Consider the following 7044-nt stretch of genomic DNA (forward strand, 5'->3'; position numbering starts at 1 on the left):
AATTAAGAGGCATTTTCACAGTTTAGAGGGTAAGATTATCTATCTTCCCGAGGAAAATCTATATGTTCTCCTCTACAACCAAGCACAGAGAATCGAGCGGAAGAAATGGACCTTAGCTCACGAACTTGGCCATTATTTCTGCGGGCATCTTAATCAGTTGCATTCGGGGCAGGTCATGGATGAATATACCAACCAACGTATAGAAGCGGAAGCTAACCGCTTTGCCCGATATCTTCTCGCTCCGCCCTGGCTGTTAGCTGGTGTCACTGGCGCCTATGGCTATACCGATGCTATGTCCTTCTACGCACTTTGTAGGTTCTTGTTCCGTCTGAGTCAAGAGGCATCATATTACATAGCTGTCAGTAGCCATAACACTTTCTATCACTATGGAATCAAAAATCTAGCCTCTGACTGGAATCCTTTACAAAAAAAATATCAACCAATAATCGACGACATCATCTTCAAACAGCTGCCTACGCAATCCGATTTCAATAGTTTTGTTGATGCTTATCGTTACGAATATAACCTTATCAGCTGGCTCTGCACGAGCCAACGAATCGGGCTCATACACGGTCCAGTATCGGCCGCTCAGATTCTTGCGGGGTGTAATACATCGGATGTTGCGCAACATAAAGGAATTTAAAAATAAATAAGCCGCCCCGAAGGACGGCTAGGAGGGTACTTAAAAATTGAATTTTGATACTAATTTTCAAACTATAGCAGTTTCTATCATCATTTCCAATATCGTTGCATTATTCGTTATTGACCGGATAAAGGCCAACCTAGGCGTAGTTTTTGATCAATTTTGTGTCAATATATTGGAATATGTACCACTACCGCCGAATTTTAGCAGGGAAAGTCAGCTCAGATTTGGATATATTGCTGCAGTTTGCTTTATTTTTACTTCCATAGGCCTTAACCTTGACTTTTCACTGACAGAAGCTATTGCTATTGCAACACTGACACCACCTATTATAATTTTGTTGCTTTCATTGCTGGTCGTGATCTTCCGAGGGATAAAGGGTTATTTTCGCGACTGGTACATCATCACTAAATATGCCATTTCCTTTTTTAAAGACAATTTTAAGAGTATGGGGCCCATCTATTTTTATCACTTCATTGTAGAGCTTTCTTTCTACATTGCAGCTTTTGTCTTGCCCTTTATGGCTCTCAAAGTATTCTTTGACAAGCTGTTTAATTGAATCGCGGCAAAACACCGTAGTAACACCACAGGTCAAAGCGTAGACCATAAACACTGCAGCTATTGCTAAAAACAGATTTTCTAAAATCCACATACAAGTTTCCTCACTTTTTGCAACATATCTACTCACATTATACCATTTTGTTGCAAAAATAGCACAAATAAGCCACCCCCGAAGGACGGCTGTAAAGAAAGGATATGTAATTAGTGTTTACTGAAATTGAGAATATCGATACTGGAGTAAAATATCAAATAGAATTACCTACAAAATGTCCCTTTTGTGGAGTATCACTATCTCCCCGCATAGAAGGAAAACTATTTCGTCGCCCAACTAAACTCTGTACAGATGTATTCATGTATGCGTACCTAATCTTATTTTGTCCTAACTGTGACGATATATTTTATGCAAAATATACGATATCTGGCAATGGTCAATCAAGACGCGTAGCAGTTTATCCAGTATCAAAGCCTAAAATTTCCCTTCCCACAATACTAAGGGGAAAATACCCAGATTTTTGGGAAGCTTATAGACAAGCTGTCATTGCAGAAGCCAATAATCTGAATCCGCTTTGTGGTATGGGCTATCGAAGGGCATTAGAAATGCTTACAAAACGGCACTTAATCGACCATTATGATAAAACTGAAGCTGAAATAATGAAACTTGATTTAGCAAAATGCTATAACCAACTTGATGATAAAGAAAAGGCTTTAGCTCGTGGTGCTGCTTGGTTAGGAAATGATTATGCGCATATGGAAAATAAACATCCTGACTACGACATAACTGACTTAAAGAATTTCATAAATTCTTTAGCGTTAATGGTTTCTGCTTATCTAACCGCAGAAGAAGCAGATAAAGTACCACGAGCTCCACGCTGATAATCGTCTACCTCTCCAATGAATGTGCCCTCAGTATCATAATATCGTATAACCTGCCGGACGGGGTCATCAGGACTCCCAGCCCCTTTAGCTAAAGTAACACGAATTACCTTTACTATTTCGGCGCGATCTAAACGTTCATTACGTTCATTCATAGTGTTACCTCACTTTCTGCAATATATTTACCTATATTATACCATTTTATTGCAAAAACAGCACAAATAAGCCGTCCCCGAAGGACGACTGTACGAAAGAAGTTGATATAATTGGCTACCATTGAAGACCATATAAGATTGTCAACAAATACATATCCTATTTTCGAAATGGCGGAGACTGTCCAACGCATCTGTGATTCACCAGCGCTAAAGGCACTTCATAACGCAATTCAGATGCCATATGCTTCACTGGCTATGCAGACTGCAGCCATTACGGCTCCGCTTATGCAGGCACAGGCTATAACGGCAGCGGCATTCCACCCCACTATTGAGGCTGTTGCAATGTACCAACAACCATATATGTCTATGGCTGCGGCAATGACTGAATATCAAAGAACGCTGGAGCATATTAACAGAATCCCCAAGTTGATAAAAATGCAGGAAAAACTCCAACAAATGAGCCGTTTATTTCCAACAGTACAAGTAGGTATGCCAAACGTTGCCAGCACTTTACCAGCCTTTGAGTATCTCGAAGTAAATCAACCAGAGTTATGTCAACAGGCAGAGGATGCTCTCGCAATTCAAGCTACCCCTGACGACTCTGCGGACAATATTAAAGCTTATATGTTATTCTGTACCGAAATCATCATCGGGCTAGAAAGCGTAAAAGAAATAGCAACAGATCCGGCAATAAAAACAGGGTGTGTCAGCTTGATAATTATTTTTTCGAGTCTACTGGCGTATCTAAAATACTGTAAAGAAGAACAATAACTAGAAGCAAGTCTAATTTTCCCGTAACGGTATCTGATAAAAAGAACATAGTCACTAGCAACATTAGATTTATGGCCTTAATAAGCCGTACTTTCTTTTTGGATAACTGCATTCTCCCCACCTCCTTTAACTTCATACAATCACTGATTGTTCTTTTCGTCTGCACGCACGCAACAAAAGATACCCCAGCCAAACAATAAAAGATTTGTTACGGTGGTAGCGACATCAGTAGAAGCGCCAATCAAAGACCTGCCGGCCAATAATACCAGGCCAACAGCTACGATAAAATTAAGATTTCCGAGTTTTTTTCGCATCATAACCGCCCTCTCACTTTCTGCAATGTCATCGCCTATATTATACCATTTTATTGCAAAAACAGCACAAATAAGCCGCCTGGGGATGGACGGCTGTATGAAAGGAAGGATTCCCATGTTCAAGAAAATAGCTTTGGCCGCGTTGGCCGCTGTCTGTGTATCAATAGCTACCCCTGCCCTGGCATCGGACTACCTTGGCAACCCGAAGTCGATGAAGTTCCACTACTCCAGCTGCTCCACGATAAAGCATCCGGAAAGGTTCGTTGAGTTCAGCACCCGTGACGATGCCCTTGCCGCAGGGTATGTACCGTGCAAGCGGTGCAATCCGTAAAATAAGCCGCCCGGATGGACGGCTATCTATATTAGACGACTACAGAAAGGAAATATAAATATGGATATTACAGATTTTCCCACCCCACATATTCCCGACAAACTCCCATTAGACGACTTAGACACAGCTATTTCATTAGATCGGCGTTTTTTACGAAACTTAATTGCTAAAGAACGTAAGCTATCCGAATTTATAGGGTATCTCCAAAATTTACCAAACCCTGATATTTTAATAGCATCTCTTACTCTGCAAGAAGCCGTATTATCGTCAAGAATTGAAGGTACTATTGCTACTATTGATGACGTAGTAACTAACGATACTAATAATGAAACGTTAAAAAATGATATTGTCGAAATCGAAAACTATTGTTCAGCTATTGATTACGGCAAAGACGAACTGACTCAAACTGATAGAGGGATTTCCAAAGGACTCATAAAATCATTACACATTCTCCTTATGAAAAACAATGTACGAGGCGCTGGAAAGAACCCCGGAGAATTTAAGACCGAACAAAATTATATAAAAAATACGCATCTTGGTAATTTTACCCCCTTACCACCTGTATTAACTGACGAATATATTGATAATTTAGTCGAGTATATGTCAACAAGTGACGAAATCTCTGATTTATTACAAGCCGCAATAATGCATGCCCAATTTGAAATTATACACCCCTTTAAGGATGGAAATGGGCGTGTAGGTCGGCTTTTGATACCGTTACTTTTATTTCATAAAGCCGTTCTTCCCGCCCCCATTTTTTACATAAGTAGGTATTTTGCTGAAAATAATGATATCTATAAGGAGCGCCTATCCAACATTTCTAGGAATGAGAATAGACAAAATCGCACACAAGCCTGGAAAGAATGGTTAGATTTCTTTTTTGAAGGTGTAGCAATCGAAAGTATGCGTCATATTGAAACCTCCAAAAGGATCATAGAACTTCATAAAGAAATGACTACTGCAGTTAATAAAACGGACATGATCCCATTAGTTGACATGTTGTTCAAAGCCTTAAAAGTACAACCTAAAATCGCTATTGAACAATTAGGATTACCAAATACAAGCGTTCGTACAGAATTAAAACGACTCGAAGAAAAAGGTTATATTCAAAAACGCGGCAGTCAGCGTAAGACATATTACATATTTACAAAATTGCTTGAAATTGTTCGTGATTAAATTGTGAATCGTTTTCTTTTACTTGAGTTTGTATTAAGAACCAAAATTAGCACTTTCTGGTTCTTAAACATCTCTAAGCCCCAAAAGTACGCATATTATGTTCTTAGCGGACCTTAAGAGCATAATAATCCTATTTTTGGTTCTTCAGGTCAGCTAAGAACTAAAAATACGCACAAATAGTACTTAATCGTATTCATGAAAGGCCGGTGATAGTATGCCAGCGTATAAAGATGAAGCATGTGGCACCCGGTACTGCCGTTCTCCAGTACGAGGCTGAATTAAAGGCACAATCTGGTGATACCGCCAAGCTTACCATGAATGCCCTATGCGATGCATATCTGGCTGTTCGCCGTCAAGCCCCGGCCATCGACGAGCACATCAAAAACATATATGACGAACAGGAACTGAGCCCCGAGGCAACTATTTCCAAAATGGAAATAGTTCAAAATGAAGGCGCCCCTAATCAAAGGCCGCAAGAAACCATAAAAATAAGCCCGACCATACGGCCAGGCCTGCGCTCTGGTAGCTATTCAGAGCATTGGTGCTGTTGCTGCGTCACTGCCGATCCAGCCACTTGCAGATGTAGTAGCTGATTACACCTGCTACGACCGACATAAAAAGGTAATAAATATCATCGAACAACGAGCTCACCTCCCTTCACTACGGTAAGGGATATGATCCGCAGCATGCTCTATTGTATATTATCCTTGCCAAATTATCAAGATATGCTATAATGGGTGTAGCTAAAGGTAATAAATATCGAGCAATGAGTAAGGCCCCTCGGAGTAGCTACCGGGGGGCTTTTCCTTTATCCCGATAATTCCTGTGCATCGGCACAGGAATGGCTTGCCTGCTCCGTGGTATAATCACTCTTGAAAAGAACTGAATTTAAGGAGTTGATTATATGGCCACAATCAGAACACGCAAACGCGGCCGGACATACAGCTATATTTTTGAGGCAGGTCAGGTCAATGGCAAAAGAAAGACTGTGGAAAAAGGCGGCTTCAAGACAAAGGAAGCGGCATATAATGCCGGCGTAGAGGCCTACGCAGATTTCAAGCATGGCAACATTGGTATTGTCAGCGACCATATAACACTAAAAGACTATATGGATAACTGGCTTCATGGCGTGGCGGCCGTTAATGTTCGGGCTTCTACCCTCTCCCAGTACCAAAAGATGATTAAGTACCATGTCACCCCGCTCTTGGGCGATATTGACATACAGGATCTAACCCCTGCCGCGCTGGACGGATGGATGCGCCAGTTAACTCGTAAGGAGCTGGCCCAGAAATCATTAAAGCTTATCCTGGCCATCCTGCGGCAGGCCCTTAACTACGCCGTGTACCCCAGCAACTTGATACAGTCAAACCCGGCGTTGTATATCAAAGTGCCGCGCACTGCACCGCGTGATCTGGTCAAGCGCAGGATAATAGCGCCTCATGAATTTGCCGCACTTATGGAGGCTTTTCCAATGGGCCATGTCATGCACATCCCTACTCTGCTGCTTTACAATACAGGGATGCGTGTGGCTGAAGTAGCGGGCCTTAGATGGCAGGACATCGACCTGAAGCAGATGACAATTTCCGTGAACAAGCAGATCCGCTATATCGCTAAGGATAAGAAGTATTGCATTACCCCGCCCAAGACCCGCAGCAGCCAGCGCACCTTTACTATAACGCCGGAGCTGGTCGGGGAACTGTCCAGCTGGAAAGCCACCCAGTCTGAGCAGGAGCTGGCCTATGGGGAGCATTATGTATATGTCTACGAAGAGCCAGACGGCACGATACGCAATATGTCCAAAGGGCTGCCAAATGGGCCGCTAGCCAGAGTCGATTTGGTCTGCACCAGATCCGACGGGCACTCCTACTCCGTAGACTGCATACGGAAGCAATTGAATGCCAAAGGATATAACTCCCATTCCTTCCGCCATACTCATGCTACCCTCCTTGTCGAAGCCGGGGCATCGATAAAAGGTGTCGCTAATCGTCTGGGCCAGTCAACCACACAACTCACTGAGCATGTATATACCCATGCAACCAAGAAAATAGACCAAGACACAGCTTCGCTCTTCCATAAAATCATGCAGACAAATTGCAGACAAAAGAGGGTGTGACAAAATGCAAAAGCATTTTGTCCACCTTCTTTTTTCATGCCTTTTTTTACTTTTTAGAGAATAACCGCTGAAAAATGGGCACAAAGCCCCTTTCCCCATAAAACAGT

At 42.2% G+C, this 7044-nt stretch carries 8 protein-coding genes; 7 read left to right on the forward strand and 1 reads right to left on the reverse strand.

All coding sequences use genetic code 11. From position 1 onward, the window contains the following. From FZ041_RS14065 to FZ041_RS14085, 4 genes are all read left to right on the forward strand, one after another. Positions 1 to 643, forward strand: a 643-nt coding sequence (locus tag FZ041_RS14065; RefSeq protein WP_187626393.1) for an ImmA/IrrE family metallo-endopeptidase, incomplete at its 5' end; no start/stop codon positions are given. Positions 644 to 689: 46 nt separating this feature from the next. After that, positions 690 to 1202 (forward strand): hypothetical protein, encoded by a 513-nt coding sequence (locus FZ041_RS14070; protein ID WP_149190024.1) that lies wholly within the window; start codon positions 690 to 692, stop codon positions 1200 to 1202. Positions 1203 to 1408: 206 nt separating this feature from the next. Next, the gene (locus FZ041_RS14075) at positions 1409 to 2077 is read left to right on the forward strand and encodes a DUF4145 domain-containing protein (protein WP_149190025.1); all 669 of its coding nucleotides are present in this window, start codon (positions 1409 to 1411) and stop codon (positions 2075 to 2077) included. 266 nt (positions 2078 to 2343) lie between these two features. After that, the gene (locus tag FZ041_RS14085) at positions 2344 to 3003 is read left to right on the forward strand and encodes a hypothetical protein (RefSeq protein WP_149190027.1); all 660 of its coding nucleotides are present in this window, start codon (positions 2344 to 2346) and stop codon (positions 3001 to 3003) included. Positions 3004 to 3143: 140 nt separating this feature from the next. Here FZ041_RS14085 and FZ041_RS14490 read toward each other — a convergent pair whose 3' ends face one another. Continuing rightward, positions 3144 to 3320 carry a hypothetical protein gene (locus tag FZ041_RS14490; protein ID WP_187626394.1) on the reverse strand — a complete coding sequence of 59 codons (177 nt, stop codon included), beginning with the start codon at positions 3318 to 3320 and terminating at the stop codon, positions 3144 to 3146. A gap of 112 nt (positions 3321 to 3432) precedes the next feature. On the opposite strand from FZ041_RS14490, the gene FZ041_RS14090 reads away from it, so the two are divergent. From FZ041_RS14090 to FZ041_RS14105, 3 genes are all read left to right on the forward strand, one after another. Then, positions 3433 to 3648, forward strand: coding sequence for an Ada metal-binding domain-containing protein (locus FZ041_RS14090; RefSeq protein WP_149190028.1), 216 nt, complete (start codon positions 3433 to 3435; stop codon positions 3646 to 3648). A 60-nt stretch (positions 3649 to 3708) separates the two neighbouring features. Continuing rightward, positions 3709 to 4824, forward strand: a complete 1116-nt coding sequence (locus tag FZ041_RS14095; protein WP_149190029.1) for a Fic family protein — start codon at positions 3709 to 3711, stop codon at positions 4822 to 4824. A gap of 904 nt (positions 4825 to 5728) precedes the next feature. Beyond that, positions 5729 to 6937 carry a tyrosine-type recombinase/integrase gene (locus tag FZ041_RS14105; protein WP_149190030.1) on the forward strand — a complete coding sequence of 403 codons (1209 nt, stop codon included), beginning with the start codon at positions 5729 to 5731 and terminating at the stop codon, positions 6935 to 6937. Positions 6938 to 7044: the final 107 nt, after the last annotated feature.

Source organism: Pseudoselenomonas caprae (genome assembly GCF_008271345.1).
GTDB classification, from domain to species: Bacteria; Bacillota; Negativicutes; order Selenomonadales; family Selenomonadaceae; genus Selenomonas_A; species Selenomonas_A caprae.